This is a genomic window from Nesterenkonia pannonica (assembly GCF_019575955.1).
In the GTDB taxonomy this organism is placed as follows: domain Bacteria; phylum Actinomycetota; class Actinomycetes; order Actinomycetales; family Micrococcaceae; genus Nesterenkonia; species Nesterenkonia pannonica.
Genome location: NZ_CP080575.1, coordinates 2,490,018 through 2,507,013, shown reverse-complemented (window position 1 = coordinate 2,507,013; position 16,996 = coordinate 2,490,018). Strand labels below are relative to the sequence as shown.

The following is a 16,996-nucleotide window of genomic DNA, read 5'->3' as shown; positions in this document are numbered from 1 at the left end:
GGATTAGGAGTGACGGTGAGGATCACGGGGCCACCACCACAGACACTTCTGCCTCGCTGAGCGCCTCAGCGAGAAGGGTAACGGAGGGGCGTCGGTGATCAGCACATCGATGTCGTCCAGCTGCGCGAACTGCACCAGGGAGCTCCGGCCGAGCTTCGAGGAGTCGGCGAGCACCACCCGCTGACGCCCAGCGGCGAGCAGCTCAGTCTTCACCGCGGCTTCCTGGGTGTCGGGCGTGCTGAGGCCGAATCCGGCGTCCACGCCGTTGGTGCCGAGGAAGACGACGTCGGCACGCCGCCTGCGCAGGGCCGCAGTGGTCTGCACACCGACTGCGGCTCCGGTGATGCCGCGCACGCTGCCGCCGAGCATCTCGACGTCGACGTCCGCGGATGAGCTGAGCATGAGTGCGATCGGGACGGCGTTGGTGATCAGGCAGCGACGCTGCTCGGAGTCCGATGCGCTCTTCTCCAGCGGATCTGTCAGAAGGGCCGCCAGGGCCTCGGTGGTGGTGCCGGCATCGATGAGCATGGAGCCTCCGTCCGACGGGGAAGATAGGACATTGCCGCACGGGCGATGCGGCGCTTCTGCTCGGCGTCGTCCGGCCTGCCGGGCCTGGAGCGGCTCTTCGGTGCGGGATGCGGAGGCCGCAGGCACGGCGCCTCCATGAATACGACGCAGCGCTCCCTCCTGCTCCAGCTGGTCGAGGTCGCGGCGGATCGTCTCTCTCGTCACGGCGAAGGTGTCGGCCAGCTGCTGGACGCTGACGCTTCCGTCCTGGAGCAGAAGCGTGCGAACGCGGCTGTGGCGCTCGGCGGCGAGCAGCGGCATACGGTCTCCTTCAGAAGCAGCAGATGTGATGTGCGCCATATTAATGTGCGTTATGCCACACGATATCTGCGTAAATCTTTGTTTGCAACGGGGTCGTCTGCATGTGCCCACTGGACCGCCCCGCGGTGCAGGCCGGGCGGGGATCCGGTACAGTAGAGAGCTGTTGTGCGTGTCCACCCTGCCTGGATTCGTGTCGAGGCGGCTCAGTTGCATGGCCATCCAGCCTCCGCGAGACGGGACGGGGACCTACGGGCCCGGCATAATTCCAGCCCTCACCTGGAAAGCCGGAACTGCACCGACACATCAGGGGCGCTTCGGCGCCCCGGACCTGAAGAGTGAACAGGCGCCTGCCCTGCTGTGTATCTCACACACGGGCGGAAGCGGGAGCCTGACCGTAGAACAACCGACCGTAAAGGCATGAACATCGTGCGTACGTACACCCCCAAGCAAGGCGACGCGGACCCTCAGTGGCACGTCATCGACGCCACCGACGTCGTCCTGGGACGGCTGGCCACTCACGCCGCCGGCCTGCTGCGCGGCAAGCACAAGCCGACTTTCGCGCCGCACCAGGACATGGGCGACTTCGTCATCATCATCAACGCTGACAAGGTCGCCGTCACCGGCGACAAGGCGGCCAAGAAGCGCTACTGGCGCCACTCCGGCTTCCCCGGCGGCATTCGGTCGATGACCTTCCAGGAAATGATCGACCGCTTCCCCACCCGGGCCGTGGAGATTGCCGTCAAAGGCATGCTTCCCCACAACAAGCTCGGCAGCGCACAGCTGAAGAAGCTGCGCGTCTATGCAGGCAGTGAGCACCCGCACACTGCACAGCAGCCCAAGCCATTTGAAATCACCCAGGTCGCTCAGTAGTCCTGGCCACCAGAAACTTAGAATTTTAGGAGAAACGTGGCTCAGAACACTGAAGAGCTCACCACCGAAACCGAGGAGCTCTCAAGCTTCACCTCGGAGTCGACGCAGACAGAGACCTCAGAGCCCGCCGCCGAGCGAGCACCCCTGACCGTCTCCGGCGCCGCTATCGGTCGCCGCAAACAGGCTCGCGCACGCGTCCGCATCGTCCCCGGCTCAGGCAAATGGTCCATCAACGGCCGCAGCCTGGAGGACTACTTCCCCAACAAGCTGCACCAGCAGGAAGTGAATGACCCCTTCACATTGCTGGGCCTGAGCAGCGCCTACGACGTGGTCGCCCTGATCGACGGAGGCGGCCCCTCCGGCCAGGCCGGTGCGCTGCGCCTGGGCATTTCCCGTGCCCTCAACGGCATCGACCGCGACCACAATCGCCCTGCCCTGAAGAAGGTGGCTTCCTCACACGGGACGCCCGTGCCGTGGAGCGCAAGAAGGCCTCAAGAAGGCCCGCAAGGCACCGCAGTACTCGAAGCGCTGACCCCAGCGCTCTGAAGAAAACCCCATGGCTCTGCCTGCGGGGTTTTCTGGTGCTCGGCCTATTAGACTCATCATCGATATGACAAGACTCTTTGGAACCGATGGGGTTCGCGGGGTGGCTAATGAGCTGCTGACCGCGGATCTGGCTTTGCGTTTGTCTCAGTCGGCTGCGGTGGTCCTCGGCGGTGAGGGCCGTGGTGATGGGCGCCGTCCGGTGGGGGTGGTGGCTCGTGATCCTCGGGTTTCGGGAGTTCCTCTCGGCTGCGGTGCAGGCGGGTCTGGCCTCCACGGGGTCGATGTCTTTGATGCGGGGGTGCTGCCGACTCCTGCGGCGGCGTTTTTGGTCGGAGATATTGACGCTGATTTCGGGGTGATGATCAGCGCGTCGCATAACCCGGCGGCGGATAACGGGATCAAGTTCCTCGGCGCGGGCGGCCATAAGCTTGATGATGCGTTGGAGGACGCGATCGAGGCTCAGATGGGTGTGGATGCTCCTGCCCCGGTGGGCGCTGATGTGGGCAGGGTTCAGCGCTTCGCTGACGCGGAGGACCGGTATGTGGTCCACCTGCTGGCCTCCCTGGGCGGGATCTCGCTGGAAGGGGTGAAGGTGGTGCTGGACTGTGCCCATGGTGCCGCGTCCGGGTGCTCTCCGGAGGCCTTCGCTGCTGCGGGGGCTGAGGTGATCGTCATCGGCGCTGACCCGGATGGGCTGAACATCAATGCTGGCTATGGGTCCACGCATCTGCAGAACCTGCAGCAGGCGGTGCTGGCCCACGGCGCGGATTTGGGGTGGCCCATGATGGGGACGCGGACCGGTGCCTGGCGGTGGATCACTGCGGCGATGTCATCGATGGTGATCAGATCATGGGGTTCTGGCTCGGGGGCTGAAAGAGGCTGGGGCCTGGTTGATGACACCCTGGTGGTCACGGTGATGAGCAATCTGGGGCTGAAGCTGGGCTTGGCTGAGGCGGGGATCAGTGTGGTCGAGACCGCAGTGGGGGACCGCTACGTGCTCGAGGGCATGCGCGCGGGCGGCTATTCGCTCGGTGGTGAGCAGTCAGGGCATCTGATCTTCGCTGATTACGCGACCACTGGTGATGGGGTGCTCACGGGTCTGCAGCTGGCGGCCCGGGTCGCTGCCACGGGTAAGAGTCTGAAGGAGCTGGCGGGGAGGCGATGACACGTCTTCCCCAGGTGCTGCTCAACGTCAAGGGTGTGGACAGGGCCCGGGCGAAGACTCATGGCCCGGTCCAGGACGCGGTGGCCGCTGCTCAGCAGCGGTTGGGTGAGCATGGGCGTGTGCTGCTGCGCCTCAGGCACCGAACCGGTGGTTCGGGTCATGGTCGAAGCCGCCCACCCCGAGATCGCTGAGGCCGAATGCCAGACCCTGGCCGACATCGTCAAAGAAGAACTCACCCTCTGACCAGCCGCGGCTGAGACCGAGGCATGACGGACGGCGCCCATCAGAAGCGCATCGGCCGTGTCCGATTCACGACCGCTTCCACGACGCTGAGCGCAGCAAGCCACGACGTTCGAGGGTTCTCCGGGAGCGGGCCGTTGGCCAGGGTGATGACAAAGCGTCCGAACCTGCCCTCGACGCTGAGGGTATGGGAATTCTCCTCGGCCTCAGGGTCGGCCGTCAGCTGCACTTCGGTCGACTCGAACCCCACGCCAGCCAGCGCCACGGCAGCGGTGACGTTCGCATTCTTGGGATACTCGGACGCAGCCTCAGCTGCCGATCCGCGGAAGAACGTCACCTCCTCGGTGAGGCTCTCGAGGCTGCACACACGTTCCGCGGCTGAGTCCTTCCATGCCCCGGCGGCTTGCGCCCCTCGTAGATCACCGAGTCCACCCCGGCGAGCATCGCGCCCCGCAGGGCATCCAAGCCGCCCACCGCTCCCGGCACCAGCTGGAGCAGCGCGCCCGCCGAGGATGCACGGTGCTCCAGCGACTCACGCAGGCCCCGATCGCCCAACGCCCCCACCGAGGCCACCACCACGTCGATCCCCGCATCCAGCACCTCGGGCACCAGATCGGAGACTGCGCTGTGGCCCGCGCATTCCACGACGAGATGCGGCTCCTCCGAAGCAGCTCTGTCATGCTGCCGAAGCCTGAGATGCCCAGGTCCTGAGCCAGGGCATCCACACGGTGCTCACGTTCGTAGAACAGCAGCTCTGCCTCGGGGACGCGCTGGCGAAGAGCACCGATCACCGCCCGTCCCATCGCCCCGACGCCGAGCACAGCAATGCGCGAAGGTGCGTCCATGGTCAGGCCTTTCCTCGAACAAGCTTCTTCGCGCGGCCCAGAAGCCCTCCCTGCGCCAGGGACTGGTGCTCGTCGATCTGACTCTCGCGCTCGGCCCGACGCTCAGCCTCCACGAGCTGCTGGACGAACGCCGGGTTCATGACCTCGGTCTGGGCCTTGAGATGGTCCCGAATCTCCTTGAGCAGGACGACGTTCTCCTCCTCGGGCTCAGGAGTGCTCTGTGCGGCGCGCGCTGCGATCATCCGGTTCATCGGCATCACAATGACGAAGTAGACGGCTGCAGCGATGAGCAAGAAGTTCACCACGGTGGTGACAAGGACGCCGAACTCCATATCCGGGCCTTGGAGGCCGGGGATGGTGTAGGCCCACAGCTGGTCGAACTCAGGCTCCGAACCTCCGATGAGCTGGGCGATGAAAGGCATCAGGACGCTCTCCACGAACGCGTTCACCACAGCGCCGAATGCTGTTCCCAGGACCACCGCCACCGCGAGGTCCACCACATTGCCCTGCTTGATGAAGTCGAAGAATCCCTTGAGCATGCCGCCATCCTAAATTCCCGTCGGCCGAGCCCCTAGACTTGCGGTCCCATGAGGAGAAGTATTCGCGCTGCGCTGCTGATGACGCTGATCGCCGGTGCGGCGACGGCATGCCAGGCGCAGGATTCCCAGGGTCCGGACGAGGGAGCGAACCGGGCGGCCCCTCCGAATCGCTCGAGGGGGCGACGGACGAGCCCGACGAAGCGCCGGGCGCCGATGAGCAGCCGAACGAGGGCGACCCCGAGACCTTCACCATCCTCTCCTCCGGAGATGTGCTGCCGCACGACGCGGTCATCGCCGCCGCAGCGCAGGAGGACGGCGGACACGACTTCGTCGAGCAGCTCAGCGGGGTCCAGCACTGGATCGAAGGGGCTGATCTGGCACTGTGCGGTCTCGAGGTGCCGATCGCGCCTCCGGGCACAGAGCCCGTGGGATACCCCGTTTTCGGTGCGCCCGAAGGCCTCGCCGAATCCCTGGCGGAGGTCGGCTTCGACGGCTGCGCCACGGCTACCAACCACTCCCTCGATATGGGAATGGAAGGGCTGGAGCACACGCTGGTGACCCTCGATTCGGCGGGGCTGGGCCACGCCACACTGCCCGCACCGAGGAGGAGGCTGCCGAGCCCCAGCTCTACACCCTGGAGCGCGGCGGGCGGGAGATCGTGGTGGCTCACGTGGCGAACACTCAGATCCACAACGATCCGTTCTATCCGCCTCAGGACGCACCCTGGGCGGTCTCCGACGGCAGCCCGGATGAGCTGAGCGCCCTGGCCGAGCAGGCCCGCTCAGACGGCGCGGACCTCGTCATCGCATCCGTGCACTGGGGCGAGGAGTACGCGCACTCGCCCAACGATCAGCAGCGGGACTACGCGGCGCAGCTGGCTGACGGCGGCCAGATCGACCTGGTCTTCGGCAACCACACGCATACCCCTCAGCCGATGGAGGAGCTCCAGGGAGGGCCTGAGGACGAGGGCATGTGGGTGACATGGTCTCTGGGGAACTTCTTCGCCAATCAGGACGAGGAGTGCTGCATCCCCGAGACTGCAGTGGGCGTCATGGCTTTGCGGAGGCGCAGGCGGATGAGGAGGGTGCCCGCATCACAGGGATGAGCTGGTCCCCGTCACCGTCGACCGTGAGGGCGCCAGCCGCGACGACGAGGTCTTCCGGGGCATCTATCCCCTGGCTGAGCTGATGGACGGTGAGCACAGCCATGACATTCCCAGGACGCTCTGGAGTCGCGCTGGGAGCGGGTCCTCGAGGTCGTGGGGAGGAGCAGCTCATCAGCGAAGCACCTGAGGCTGCCGGGGAGAGCCCCGAGGTCCACCGGCGCTCCGCACGGTGACGCTCTGCGCCGCCGGGGTCAGGGCGCGGCCGGGTCCTCGCCGTAGTCGTACTCGTAGTCGGGTGCGGGAGGCTGATCCCAGTACTCCTCGAGAGTGACGTCCTCCTCGAAGACCGAGGCGGCCGTCTCGGTGCCCACGTAGCGCAGGTGCCACGGCTCATAGCGGTATCCGGTGATGTCCTCCGCCCCCTCGGGATAGCGGATGAGGAAGCCGAACTCATGGGCGTTCTCGGCCGCCCATCGGCCTTCCGGCATGCCGCCGAACGAGTCAAGCAGCTCGTCGGGATGCGAGTCCTCCGTCAGGATGTCCACGGCAAGGCCGGTCTGGTGCTCGGAGTATCCCGGCCGCGCAGACACGGCATCGGTCCATTCCTGCCCGTGCTCCCTGTACCAGCTGTCGTAGAGGGCGAACTGGTGATCGTAGTCCCGGTAGGCGGTGGTGACGGCCAGCCTGTGCCCGGCCTCCTCTGCCGCGGCGAACAGCTCCTCCAGCGCACCTGCGGCCTCGTCGCGCATCCGCTGGCCGGGGTAGTGCTGAAGGACGTCGACCTCGCGAAGGTCTGCGGGAACATGGTCGGGGGCTCGAGCGGATTGCGCTTGTTCACCAGCACATACGTGGATTCAGGGTCCCAGCTGGGGTCAGAGGTGCGCTGGTCCTCCTCTTCCTCGGCCGCCTCGTCGTCCTCCTCCGTGGGCTCCGGTGAGGGCGGTGAGCTCTGTGCGCTCCTGGTGGGTTCGGGCACAGGGACGGTCTCCGTCGGCGTGCTCGGGCTGGCTGACTCGTCTGCGTTCGGCGCGCAGGCGCTGAGCGCTGCGGCCCCGCTGAGGGCAAGCAGCGCGCGACGGGTGATGAACGGGGTGGGACGGTCAGTGCACACGAGGCTCAGATCTTCCGCAGCAGCACCCGGGATACGGCGTGGTCCTCACCTTTGACCATCACCAGCTTGGCGCGGGAGCGGGTCGGAGCAATGTTCTCGCGCAGGTTGGGACCGTTGATCCGGTTCCAGATGTCGGTGGCCCAGGCGGTCGCCGCACTGTCGCTCAGAGAGGCGTAGCGATGGAAGTAGGCGCCGGGCTTGGCGAACGCGGAGTCGCGCCATCGCATGAACCGGTCCACGTACCACTTCTTGATGTGGTCGGCGCGTGCGTCGACGTAGATGCTGAAGTCGAAGAAGTCGCTCAGAGCCAGCCCCGTCGTCCCGTCGAACCGCGGACGAGTAAGCTGCAGCACATTCAGTCCCTCCACGATGAGCACATCCGGGCGGCGCACCACGACGCGCTCCTCGGGGACGATGTCGTACTTCACGTGCGAGTACTTGGGCGCCGTCACCTCGGGGCGGCCGGACTTCACCTCAGAGACGAATCTCAGCAGGGCACGGCGGTCATACGCTTCGGGAAGCCCTTGCGGTCCATGAGGCCCCGGCGCTCCAGCTCAGCGTTGGAGTGCAGGAATCCGTCGGTGGTCACCAGCTCCACCCTCGGGGTCGATGACCAGCGCGAGAGCATCTCCTGCAGCACGCGGGCCGTGGTGGACTTGCCGACCGCGACGGAACCGGCCACGCCGATCACGAACGGGGTGCGACGGGTGTCCTCGCCGAGGAATTCGTTGGTGCGCTGCCGCAGCTCCGTGTTGGACTCCACGTAGATGGACAGCAGCCTGCTCAGCGGAAGGTAGATCTGCTCCACCTCGTTGAGGCTGAGATGCTCGCCGATGCCGCGCAGCCGGTCGACATCGTCCTGGTTGAGGGGCTGCTCAATGGTGTCGGCCAGATGAGCCCATGTGTCGCGCTCGAGCTCCACGAAGGGCGAACTGCTGCGGGTCTGCAGCGCCGGAGGGGACTGTGCCCACGGGGCGGCGTCGCTCAGCCGCGGCAGGGGCGCGGTGTGCAGGGCGGGCCGCAGAGGCGGGAGCCGGTGGTCGGCGTGGGCCTCGGGCCGCTCGCGGGCGGAGTGATCAGGTGCGGACACCCTGACACGATAGCGGCTCGGCCTCCGGTACGCGGCACCGGTACTCTTGCCTGCATGTGTGGAATTGTGGGTTATGTTGCTTCGGCTGATCGGGTTGGTGCGCCTCGGGCGTTGGATGTGCTTCTGGAGGGTCTGCGCCGGTTGGAGTATCGGGGCTATGACTCTGCTGGTGTGGCCACGATCGCCGGTGGGCAGGTCGCTGCTCGGAAGAAGGCGGGAAGCTGGTGAATCTCTTGGATGAGATCGACCAGGCTCCGATGGCCCCGGCCCGGGTGGGTATTGGGCATACCCGGTGGGCGACTCATGGGGCCCCACGGATGAGAACGCTCACCCGCATCTTGGTGATGGGTCCCGGTTGGCGGTGATCCATAACGGGATCATTGAGAATTTCACGGTCCTGAAGGCCCGGCTTGTGGAGGCGGGTGAGGTCTTTGAGTCTCAGACGGATACTGAGGTCGCGGCGAAGCTGATCGGGCAGTTCTACCGTGGTGAGGCTGTGGGGATCTCACCGAGGCGATGCGTTTGGCGGTCAATGAGCTTCAGGGGGCGTTCACCTTGTTGGCGGTCCATGCGGATGCCCCGGAGCAGGTGGTCGCGGCCCGGCGCAACAGCCCGCTGGTGGTGGGCCTGGGTGAGGGAGAACTTCCTGGGCAGCGATGTCTCGGGGTTCATTGACTTCACTCGTGAGGCGGTGGAGCTGGAGCAGGATCAGATCGTGACCATCACTGCCGATGAGGTCTCCATCATCGGTTTCGACGGTGTCCCGGCCACGGGGCGGCGGTTCTATGTGGATTGGGATGCTGCTGCGGCTGAGAAGGGCGGGTTCGACACGTTCATGGAGAAGGAGATCCATGATCAGCCCAAGGCGGTGGAGGACACCCTGCTGGGCCGGACTGATGCTGCGGGTCGGCTGAGTCTGGATGAGCTGCGCATCGATCCCGCCCAGCTCAAAGAGGTCTCGAAGATCATGGTGATCGCCTGCGGCACGGCGGCTTATGCCGGGCATGTGGCGAAGTATGCGATTGAGCATTGGTGCCGGATTCCGGTGGAGGTGGAGCTGGCTCATGAGTTCCGGTATCGGGACCCGATCATCGACTCCAACACTCTGGTGGTCTCGATCTCCCAGTCCGGGAGACGATGGATACGCTGATGGCGGTCCGCTACGCCAAAGAGCAGGGCGCGAAGACCCTGGCGATCTGCAACACCAATGGGTCCACGATCCCGCGGGAGTCGGATGCGGTGCTGTATCTGCATGCTTAGGCCCGGAGATCGCGGTGGCTTCGACGAAGGCGTTCTTGGCGATGATCGCTGCCTCCTATGTGCTGGGCCTGTACTTGGCGCAGCTGCGGGGCAGATGTTCGCTGAGGAGATCGGGGATGTGATGGCGGATCTGGGCCAGATCCCCGAGAAGATTGCCCAGATCCTGGATCAGGCTGATCCGATCCGTGAGCTGGCCCGGGCGATGAAGGACACCCCCAGTGTGCTGTTCTTGGGCCGTCATGTGGGCTACCCGGTGGCGTTGGAGGGCTTTGAAGCTCAAAGAGCTGGCCTATATCCATGCTGAGGGCTTCGCTGCCGGTGAGCTGAAGCATGGGCCGATCGCTCTGATCGAGCCGGGCCAGCCGGTGTTCGTGGTGGTGCCCTCACCGCACGGTCGCCACAGTGTGCACTCCAAGGTGGTCTCGAACATCCAAGAGGTCCGGGCCCGGGGTGCTAAGACGATCACGGTGGCTGAAGAGGGTGATGAGGCAGTCACTGAGTTCTCCGAGGAGGTCTTCTTCGTGCCTGAGACTCAGCCGCTGCTGATGCCGCTGCTGACCACCGTGCCCTTACAGATCTTCGCCTGCGCCCTGGCCGCGGAGAAGGGTTACGACGTCGACCAGCCCCGCAACCTCGCCAAATCCGTCACCGTCGAATGATCCGTCGGTGATTCTGGGCATCGGTGTTGACGTTGTGCAGGTCTCCCGGTTCCGGGAGCAGCTGCGGCGCACTCCTGCTCTCCGGGAGCGGCTCTTCACCCCGGCGGAGCAGGGACTGAGCGACCGTTCGCTGGCGGCGCGCTTCGCGGCGAAGGAGGCCGTGGCCAAAGCGCTCGGCGCCCCGGCCGGGATGAACTGGCAGCACTGCCAGGTCGTGCCGGCCGCCTCCGGCGCTCCGCGCGTGGAGATCACCGAGAGCGTGGCCGCCGTCGCTCAGGCCCGGGGAGTGGCCCGCTGGCACCTGAGCCTCTCGCACGACGGCGATATCGCCACCGCCATGGTGGTGGCCGAAGGAGACAGCTGATGCCTTCGATCCGCGGGCCTCGTACGGAGGACCACAAATACAGCAGGGGCACCGTTCACCTGGTGGTGGCTCTGAGCAGTACCCCGGGCGGCGGTGCTCTGCGCAGGCGCATCGGTCAGCACCGGCGTCGGCATGGTGACTCTCCAGACGCCGCGGCGCTCCGCGGACCTCGTCCTCGCCGCCTACCCCGAAGTGGTCGCCGTCGAGGCGCAGGCCGCCCGGGACAGGATGAATTCTGCCCAGGCCGCCGTGATCGGCCCAGGCCTCGACCAGAGCAGGACCGGAGAGGCCGCACAGGCTCTCAGCGCGGGAGCCCGCGCAGGCACACGGTGCGTCGTCGACGCCACCGGACTCGATCTCATCCCCGAGCAGGTTCCGGCCGCTGAGCTCGGGGAGCACATCGTGCTCACCCCGCACGCCGGTGAGGCCGCCCGCCTGGCTCAGCGGCTGGGCAGCGAGAAGGCGCAGGCTCGCCTGAAGGGAAGGACCCCGCCGCCGCGGCTGCGGCCCTGGCGGAGGCCGCTTACTGTGTGGTGGTGCTCAAAGGTCCTCAGACCGCTGTCGCCCGTCCCGACGGCACTGTTCGCACGCATCGCGCTCATGCACCGGGCTCGCCTCCATAAGCACAGGGGACGTGCTCGCAGGAATTCTGGGTGCCCTGCTGGCCACCCAGCCCGAGCAGCCCACGTGGTCGCCATGCTGGCCGTCAGGCTGCACGGGGCGGCAGCGCAGCGGCTCGATCCGCGCAGACGGGGCCGCTTCGGAGCCTCCCATCTTGTGGATGCGATCCGACACGCAGGGTGAGCTCCCGTTAGGGTTTATGCCATGAATATCTCCGGCAGCGCCGGGCGCGAGCGTGCCGCACGCATCGATGCCGATGCCCTCAGGCACAACGTGCGCACCCTGGCCGACTACGTCCGTCCCGCCAAAGTGCTGGTGGCGGTGAAGGCCGACGGCTACGGCCACGGGGCCCTCACCGCTGCGCGGGCTGCCGTCGAGGCAGGCGCGGACTGGCTCGGCACCGCACATGTGACCGAGGCTGCGGCTCTGCGCGCGGCAGGGATTGAGGCGCCGATCCTCGCCTGGCTGCACACCCGCACCACCGACTTCTCGCAAGGCATCCGCCAGCAGATCGATCTCGGCGTCTCCGGGTGGGAGCTCGACCTCATCGCTGAGGCCGCCGAGCAGCTGCACATGCCCGCCCGTGTCCACCTGAAGATCGACACCGGTCTGGGCCGCAACGGCTGCCCCGCAGACCAATGGCCGTCCCTGGTGGCCCAAGCCGCGGAGTACGCGGAGCAGGGCCTCATCAGCGTCGAGGGCATCTTCACGCACCTTGCGGTGGCCGACGAGCCCGACCGCAGGGAGACCGACGAGCAGCTCGACGCGTTCCGCGCTGCGGTGGACATCGCTGAGGCGCAGGGTGTGGTGCCGGATCTGCGGCACGCGGCGAACACTCCTGCGGCCCTGTCCCGCCCCGATGCGCACTTCGACATGGTCAGGGTCGGAGTGGGGGTCTACAGGCAGAGCCCCTTCGCCGACCGGACACCGGATGACCTCGGCCTTCGTCCTGCGATGGAGCTGCGCACGAGCGTCGCCAATATCAAGAGGGTCCCGGTAAGCCAGGGAATCAGCTACGGGCTGACCCACCGCACCTCGAGCCCCACCACCCTGGCTCTCATCCCGCTGGGCTATGCCGACGGGATCCCGCGCATCGCCGTCGACGCCCCGGTGTGGATCAACGGCACGGTGTACCGCTCCGCCGGGCGCGTCGCGATGGACCAGTTCGTCGTCGACCTCGGCGCCGACGAGACGGACGTGGCCGTGGGCGCCGACGTCGTCATCTTCGGCGGAGAGTCCGGCATCACCGCCGCGGACTGGGGCACTGCGGCCCAGACCATCAACTACGAGATCATCACTCGCATCGGCCCGCGCGTTCCCCGCGAGGTCGTCGACAGCGCCGAGGACGGGCACGACCCCTCCGCTCAGGGCGCGCTGTGATGGTGAGCTCCGAGCTGCCGCAGGCGCCGGAGGAGCGCGATGGACTCAGGAGGCGGTCCTCGCCGATCTCGAGGACACGTCCGCGTTCGCCCATCGGTTGGCTGAGCGCCTCGCACCAGGAGACCTCATCGTGCTCTCCGGAGGCCTGGGCGCTGGGAAGACGACTTTCACCCAGGCGCTGGCCGCCGCGCTGGGCGTCGAGGGCCCGGTCACCTCACCGACCTTCGTTCTCTCCGCGTCCACCGCAATGAGGGCGAGGGCCTGACCTCGTCCATGTGGACGCATACAGGACGGATGCAGACGGGGTGGAGTCACTGGACCTGGGAGCCACGCTGCCCCATTCCGTGACCGTGGTGGAGTGGGGACGCGGCCGCATTGAGGAACCGCTGCTGGGCCCCGCGGGCTCCTGGCTCGATATCGAGCTGCGCCCCACAGAGGTTGAGGGGCCCCGCCCAGCATGCCGGGCCCGGAGGGCGCTGCTGAAGCTGCGGCTGCACCCGGTCTGCGGACAGACTTCACCGAGACTTCGGACGACCTCATGGGCACGCCCCGCGCGTCCACGGTGCGCGCCTACGGCGACCGGTGGGGCGACCTGCCCGGCTTCTGAGCCCCGCACCGACGCTCAGAGCAGTGTGCAGGGGAGGGGCTCGGCCCCCTTTAGAATTGGTGGGTGCTTCTGCTTGCCCTGGACACCTCCGTGGCGCCTCCGCCGCCATCACCTGCGACGGCGAGACGCTCGCCGCGTGGAGCACCGATGCGGCCAACGCTCACGCTGAGGTCCTCGCACCTGCCGTGCAGCAGCTGCTCAAGCAGGAGCACCTCTCAGGTGCAGATGTGGACGGCATCGTCGTCGGGGTGGGCCCCGGCCCGTTCACCGGTCTGCGGGTCGGCCTCGCGCTCGCGCAGTCTCTGGCCATCGGATGGCGAAGGCCCCTCCATGGGGTCTGCAGCCTGGACTCTCTGGCTCTGCGCGCAGTGGAGAGCGACACTGTCGAGGAGAGTTCCTCGTGGCCACCGATGCGCGGCGCCGCGAGGTCTACTGGGGCCGCTACGAGAACGATGACGAGGATCAAGGCTCCTGGAGGGGCCCTTCGTCGGACCGGCGGCTGACCTGCCGGACCTTCCCGCAGTCGGAGCAGGAGTCAGCCTCTACCCGCAGCATCTCCGCGCCTCGGGTGAGGGCTCGGACGTGTGGGTGCCGCACGCCGCAGAGCTGGCCGCGCTGGCAGAGGCCGCGCTCGCCGGTGAGCTGATGGGGGTCTTGTGCGCCCCGCGTCCGCTCTATCTGCGCGATTCCGACGCTAAGGTCCCCGCCCAGCTTCAGCGGGATTCGGCATGAGCGCACCTCCTCAGGGGCCGCTGAGGACCGTCCCATCACGCTGCGTCGTATGACCGCCGCCGACGTGCCTGCCGTCCTGGCGCTGGAGCACCAGCTCTTCCTTCTGACCCCTGGCCGGAGGCCTTCTTCTACGACGAGCTCGCGCAGGCTTCGCCGACCCTCCCCGTCGAGCGGGCGACGCGGAAGTACTGGGTCGCCGAGCAGCAGGACCGGATCATCGGGTACGCCGGGATGATGTGCGTTCTGCCTCTGGCTGACGTGCAGACGCTCGCCGTCGCCGCCGAGGCGCAGGGCCAGGGACTCGGGGTGAGCTGCTGGGACTGATCGAGGCTGAGTCGCGCACCTGGGGCGCAGAGGATCTGCTCCTGGAAGTCCGGGCGGACAACCCCGGTGCGCAGCGGCTCTACCTGCGGAACGGCTTCGAACAGATTCACCTGCGTCGCACCTACTACGCCGACGGAGGCGATGCCCTCATCATGCGCAAACGACTCGCAGAGCGTCCAGCGCCGCTGGGCCCCGTAGGAGGCACATCATGACCGAGCCGCTGGTGCTGGGGATCGAGACCTCCTGCGACGAGACAGGGATAGGGATCGTGCGGGGCCGGACGCTGCTTGCTCACGAGGTCGCCTCGTCGATGCAGGAGCATGTCCGGTTCGGCGGAGTGATCCCGGAGATCGCCGCCCGAGCCCACGTGGAGGCGTTCGGCCCCACTCTCCGCGCAGCCCTGGACGCGGCAGGCGTGGAGCTTGAGGACATCGACGCGGTTGCGGTCACCGCAGGGCCGGGCCTGGCCGGGGCGCTCATGGTGGGGGTCTCCGCGGCCAAAGGGCTGGCCCTGGCCCTGGGCGCGCCGCTCTACGGCGTCAATCACCTGGTCGCCCACGTGGCTGCAGGCACGCTGAGCAGTGACGAGAGCGGCTTCACCCTTCCGCCTCACACGGGGGCTCTGCTGGTCTCGGGCGGCCATACGGAGCTGCTGCGGGTCGGCTCGCTCAGCAGCGACGTCGAGCTGCTGGGCTCGACCATCGATGACGCCGCCGGAGAGGCCTACGACAAGACAGCCCGTCTGCTGGGACTGGGGTACCCGGGCGGGCCCAAGATCGACGCTGCGGCCGCCGACGGCGACCCGAAGGCATTCACCTTCCCGCGCGGGCTGACCGCCCCGAAGTTCGTGGGATCGGCTGCCGCTCCGGGAAGCACCGGCACGACTGGTCCTTCTCAGGGCTGAAGACGGCCGTCGCGCGGGCTGTGGAGCAGTTCCACCGGGCCGGGCTCCCGGTTCCTGTCGCGGACATCGCCGCGAGCTTCCAGGAGGCGGTGGTGGACGTCATCACCGCGAAAGCAGTCCGGGCGTGCAGGGAGCACGGCATCGAGCACCTGCTGCTCGGCGGAGGCGTGGCGGCCAACCGGCGGCTGCGCGCGCTGCTGGCCGAACGCTGCGACGCTGCCGGGATCAGTCTGACCATCCCACCGGTGAATCTCTGCACGGACAATGGCGCAATGGTCGCTGCCCTGGGTGCGGAGCTGGTGGCCGCAGGCGCCGCACCGTCGGATCTGGACATTCCCGCGCTCTCCACCCTCCCGGCTCGGCGCATCACGGTCTGAAGCGCCCGCCCGTTCGCTGCTGGATTCGCGCAGCAATTCGGGCGGATCCGGCGTCAGACGGCGCGGAAGTCCAGCACCGAACGAGGGAGGGGGCCGCCGCGAAGCTGCGGTCCGCGTACGGGGCCTTCGGCGTCGTGCGGGGCCCTGTGCCGCCTCCTGCGTCGATTCCCCACGTCCCGCAGACGGCGTCAAGAGGCTTGTCAGGCGGCTTTCAGCTGGATGAATAGGGTGGGAGCCTGCTGCATCGACGGTGAGGAGAACTGTGGAACTGACGTTTGCCCAGTCCGAGCGGGCCACGCTCGGCATCGAGTGGGAGCTGGCCCTGGTCGATCGCCAGACCGGCGACCTGCGCAGTGTGGCGCAGCGGATCCTCGAGGCTGTTCGCACGGATATGCCCCACCTGACGGACGAGGATGAGCACCCCTACGTCAAGCAGGAGCTGCTGCTGAACACCGTGGAGCTGATCACAGATGTGTGCGGCACGGTGGGCGAGGGCGTCGAGCAGCTGCGTGAGACCGCACGGAACGTCATGCGCCACTGCGAGCCGTTGGATGTGGAGCTCTACTGCCAGGGCTCGCATCCCTTCGCGCCCCCACCAAGCAGCCGGTGACGGACAAGGAGCGGTACAACGAGGCTGATCGAGCGCACGCAGTGGTGGGGACGCCAGATGGTCATCTACGGCGTCCATGTGCACGTGGGGCTTCCCGATGTGAAGTACGCGATGCCCGCCGTCAATGCGCTGTGCAACTACAACGCCCACTTCCAGGCCCTGTCCGCGTCCTCGCCCTTCTGGTCCGGGGAGAACACCGGGTATGCCTCCAACCGTGCCCTGATGTTCCAGCAGCTGCCCACCGCCGGTCAGTCGTACATGTTCGAGGAGTGGTCAGGGTACGAGCGTGCGGTCAGCGACCTCATGCACACCGGGGTGGTCGACGGTGTGGCGGAGGTCCGCTGGGACGTTCGCGCGGTGCCGCGGCTTGGCACTGTGGAGCTCCGCGTGTGCGACGGCGTGGCCACTCTGGAGGAGATAGCAGGTCTTGCGGCGCTCACACAGTGCCTGGTGGAGGAGACGCTTCGCACTCTGGAGTAGGCGGTTCAGTGACGCCTATGCCCGCCTGGTTCATCAAGGAGAACAAGTGGAGGGCCGCGCGGTATGGGATGGACGCCATCATCATCCTCAACGAGGCGGGGATGAGGAGCTCGTCGGCGATCATCTGGCGAAGGAGCTGGACCGCCTGGAGCCGATCGCGAAGCAGCTGGGCTGCGCGGAGGAGCTGCGCTACGTGGACCAGATGGCCAAGCAGGCTGGCTATCAGCGGCAGAAGAAGGTGGCGGAGCTCCACGACGGCGATCTCCGTCAGGTGGTCCTGGACTCTGCGGCCCGCACCCGCACCAGCATCAACGGCCTCTCGCCTCTCTGAGCCGCTCC

The 16,996-nt window shown here is 67.2% G+C and carries 12 protein-coding genes and 10 pseudogenes; 16 read left to right on the top strand and 6 right to left on the bottom strand.

From position 1 onward, the window contains the following. Positions 1-3: 3 nt before the first annotated feature. Positions 4-828 (bottom strand): DeoR/GlpR family DNA-binding transcription regulator, encoded by an 825-nt coding sequence (locus K0H76_RS17985; RefSeq protein WP_258933890.1) that lies wholly within the window; start codon positions 826-828, stop codon positions 4-6. 426 nt (positions 829-1,254) lie between these two features. On the opposite strand from K0H76_RS17985, the gene rplM reads away from it, so the two are divergent. The 3 genes and pseudogenes from rplM (at position 1,255) to glmM (ending at position 3,652) form a co-directional block, all read left to right on the top strand. Further along, complete coding sequence (rplM, locus tag K0H76_RS17980; RefSeq protein WP_146341935.1) at positions 1,255-1,698, top strand: 50S ribosomal protein L13; 444 nt, start codon at positions 1,255-1,257, stop codon at positions 1,696-1,698. 36 nt (positions 1,699-1,734) lie between these two features. After that, a pseudogene (gene rpsI / locus K0H76_RS17975) lies at positions 1,735-2,230 on the top strand (30S ribosomal protein S9). A gap of 78 nt (positions 2,231-2,308) precedes the next feature. Continuing rightward, positions 2,309-3,652 (top strand): annotated as a pseudogene (gene glmM / locus K0H76_RS17970) (phosphoglucosamine mutase). A 40-nt stretch (positions 3,653-3,692) separates the two neighbouring features. Here glmM and K0H76_RS17965 read toward each other — a convergent pair. The 3 genes and pseudogenes from K0H76_RS17965 to mscL form a co-directional block, all read right to left on the bottom strand. Further along, positions 3,693-3,986: a DUF108 domain-containing protein gene (locus tag K0H76_RS17965; RefSeq protein ID WP_258933889.1), complete on the bottom strand. Its 294-nt coding sequence runs from the start codon at positions 3,984-3,986 to the stop codon at positions 3,693-3,695. Continuing rightward, a complete protein-coding gene (locus K0H76_RS17960) occupies positions 3,983-4,294 on the bottom strand; it encodes a hypothetical protein (RefSeq protein ID WP_258933888.1) in 312 nt (103 codons plus the stop codon). Before K0H76_RS17960 ends, K0H76_RS17965 begins: the two co-directional genes overlap by 4 nt. A 349-nt stretch (positions 4,295-4,643) precedes the next feature. Next, positions 4,644-5,033: pseudogene (mscL, locus tag K0H76_RS17955) on the bottom strand (large conductance mechanosensitive channel protein MscL); the annotation flags it as partial. 107 nt (positions 5,034-5,140) lie between these two features. Between mscL and K0H76_RS17950 the strand changes: the two are divergent. Both K0H76_RS17950 and K0H76_RS17945 read left to right on the top strand, forming a co-directional pair. Continuing rightward, positions 5,141-5,560, top strand: a pseudogene (locus tag K0H76_RS17950) (CapA family protein); the annotation flags it as partial. Next, on the top strand, positions 5,464-6,138 hold the full coding sequence (locus K0H76_RS17945) for a CapA family protein (RefSeq protein ID WP_258935467.1): 675 nt from the start codon (positions 5,464-5,466) through the stop codon (positions 6,136-6,138). The pseudogene K0H76_RS17950 and the gene K0H76_RS17945, both read left to right, overlap by 97 nt. A gap of 251 nt (positions 6,139-6,389) precedes the next feature. Here K0H76_RS17945 and K0H76_RS17940 read toward each other — a convergent pair whose 3' ends face one another. Together K0H76_RS17940 and coaA are read right to left on the bottom strand one after the other, a co-directional pair. After that, positions 6,390-6,887: a M15 family metallopeptidase gene (locus K0H76_RS17940; protein WP_258933887.1), complete on the bottom strand. Its 498-nt coding sequence runs from the start codon at positions 6,885-6,887 to the stop codon at positions 6,390-6,392. 367 nt (positions 6,888-7,254) lie between these two features. Then, positions 7,255-8,198 (bottom strand): annotated as a pseudogene (coaA, locus tag K0H76_RS17935) (type I pantothenate kinase). Positions 8,199-8,393: 195 nt separating this feature from the next. Between coaA and glmS the strand changes: the two are divergent. The 11 genes and pseudogenes from glmS (at position 8,394) to K0H76_RS17880 (ending at position 16,988) form a co-directional block, all read left to right on the top strand. Further along, positions 8,394-10,258, top strand: a pseudogene (gene glmS, locus K0H76_RS17930) (glutamine--fructose-6-phosphate transaminase (isomerizing)). Positions 10,259-10,265: 7 nt separating this feature from the next. Next, entirely contained in the window at positions 10,266-10,622 is a 357-nt protein-coding gene (locus tag K0H76_RS17925) for a holo-ACP synthase (RefSeq protein ID WP_146341010.1), read from the top strand. 93 nt (positions 10,623-10,715) lie between these two features. After that, a complete protein-coding gene (locus K0H76_RS17920) occupies positions 10,716-11,426 on the top strand; it encodes a hypothetical protein (protein WP_258933886.1) in 711 nt (236 codons plus the stop codon). 21 nt (positions 11,427-11,447) lie between these two features. Continuing rightward, positions 11,448-12,623 carry an alanine racemase gene (gene alr, locus K0H76_RS17915; RefSeq protein ID WP_258933885.1) on the top strand — a complete coding sequence of 392 codons (1,176 nt, stop codon included), beginning with the start codon at positions 11,448-11,450 and terminating at the stop codon, positions 12,621-12,623. 97 nt (positions 12,624-12,720) lie between these two features. Then, positions 12,721-13,003, top strand: a pseudogene (gene tsaE, locus K0H76_RS17910) (tRNA (adenosine(37)-N6)-threonylcarbamoyltransferase complex ATPase subunit type 1 TsaE); the annotation flags it as partial. 77 nt (positions 13,004-13,080) lie between these two features. Continuing rightward, positions 13,081-13,230 carry a hypothetical protein gene (locus K0H76_RS17905; protein WP_258935509.1) on the top strand — a complete coding sequence of 50 codons (150 nt, stop codon included), beginning with the start codon at positions 13,081-13,083 and terminating at the stop codon, positions 13,228-13,230. Positions 13,231-13,289: 59 nt separating this feature from the next. After that, positions 13,290-13,733: a tRNA (adenosine(37)-N6)-threonylcarbamoyltransferase complex dimerization subunit type 1 TsaB gene (gene tsaB, locus K0H76_RS17900; protein ID WP_258933884.1), complete on the top strand. Its 444-nt coding sequence runs from the start codon at positions 13,290-13,292 to the stop codon at positions 13,731-13,733. A gap of 85 nt (positions 13,734-13,818) precedes the next feature. Then, on the top strand, positions 13,819-13,962 hold the full coding sequence (locus K0H76_RS17895) for a hypothetical protein (protein ID WP_258933883.1): 144 nt from the start codon (positions 13,819-13,821) through the stop codon (positions 13,960-13,962). Positions 13,963-14,011: 49 nt separating this feature from the next. Next, positions 14,012-14,498 (top strand): annotated as a pseudogene (gene rimI / locus K0H76_RS17890) (ribosomal protein S18-alanine N-acetyltransferase). Then, positions 14,495-15,567 (top strand): annotated as a pseudogene (gene tsaD / locus K0H76_RS17885) (tRNA (adenosine(37)-N6)-threonylcarbamoyltransferase complex transferase subunit TsaD). Before rimI ends, tsaD begins: the two co-directional pseudogenes overlap by 4 nt. A gap of 262 nt (positions 15,568-15,829) precedes the next feature. Further along, a pseudogene (locus K0H76_RS17880) lies at positions 15,830-16,988 on the top strand (glutamate--cysteine ligase). The last annotated feature ends 8 nt before the right edge of the window (positions 16,989-16,996 follow it).

What these genes read in the sequence shown, in the direction of transcription:
- K0H76_RS17985 (WP_258933890.1), bottom strand. Translation starts at nt 828, where the DNA reads ATGCCGCTGCTCGCCGCCGAGCGCCACAGCCGCGTTCGCACGCTTCTG.
- K0H76_RS17940 (WP_258933887.1), bottom strand. Translation starts at nt 6,887, where the DNA reads ATGCGCGACGAGGCCGCAGGTGCGCTGGAGGAGCTGTTCGCCGCGGCA.
- alr (WP_258933885.1), top strand. Translation starts at nt 11,448, where the DNA reads ATGAATATCTCCGGCAGCGCCGGGCGCGAGCGTGCCGCACGCATCGAT.
- K0H76_RS17905 (WP_258935509.1), top strand. Translation starts at nt 13,081, where the DNA reads ATGCCGGGCCCGGAGGGCGCTGCTGAAGCTGCGGCTGCACCCGGTCTG.